1 pseudogene is annotated in these 441 nt (G+C 71.4%); it reads right to left on the reverse strand.

Going from position 1 to position 441, the window contains the following annotated elements:
* Positions 1-197 precede the first annotated feature (197 nt).
* Positions 198-441: pseudogene (locus tag M3180_RS22355) on the reverse strand (C4-dicarboxylate transporter DctA); the annotation flags it as partial.

The following is a 441-nucleotide window of genomic DNA, read 5'->3' on the forward strand; positions in this document are numbered from 1 at the left end:
CTGGCGAACAGCGCCTGCGCCCCGAGGCGCGGGTCGGCGAGGTTCATGTAGCGCCGCGTGAAAGCCGGCGCGTTCGGATCGAGAATGGGGGCTGCCATGTCGTCTCCATCATGTTGAGAAGCGCCGGCACGTCATCGCACCGGTCGCATGAAGTTCGGTCGCGCGGGGCGGCCAGGGGCGCCGCGCGGGAGTCGCGTTCAGAGCGCGTGGGCCTGGTCGCCGGCGACCGGTGCGGCGCTGCCCGGCGCGTCGGCCACGTAGCGCAGCTCGCGGTTCAGCACGCGTTTCGCGCGGGCGCGGTCGATGTCGTTCTCCCACACCGCGACGACGACCGTCGCGACGCAGTTGCCGATCAGGTTGGTCAGCGCGCGGGCGATGCCGACGAACCAGTCGACCGGCAGGATCAGCACGAGGCCGAGCACCGGAATCGCGGGAATCGCC

Source organism: Paenibacillus camelliae (assembly GCF_023715345.1).
GTDB lineage: Bacteria > Bacillota > Bacilli > Paenibacillales > Paenibacillaceae > Pristimantibacillus > Pristimantibacillus camelliae.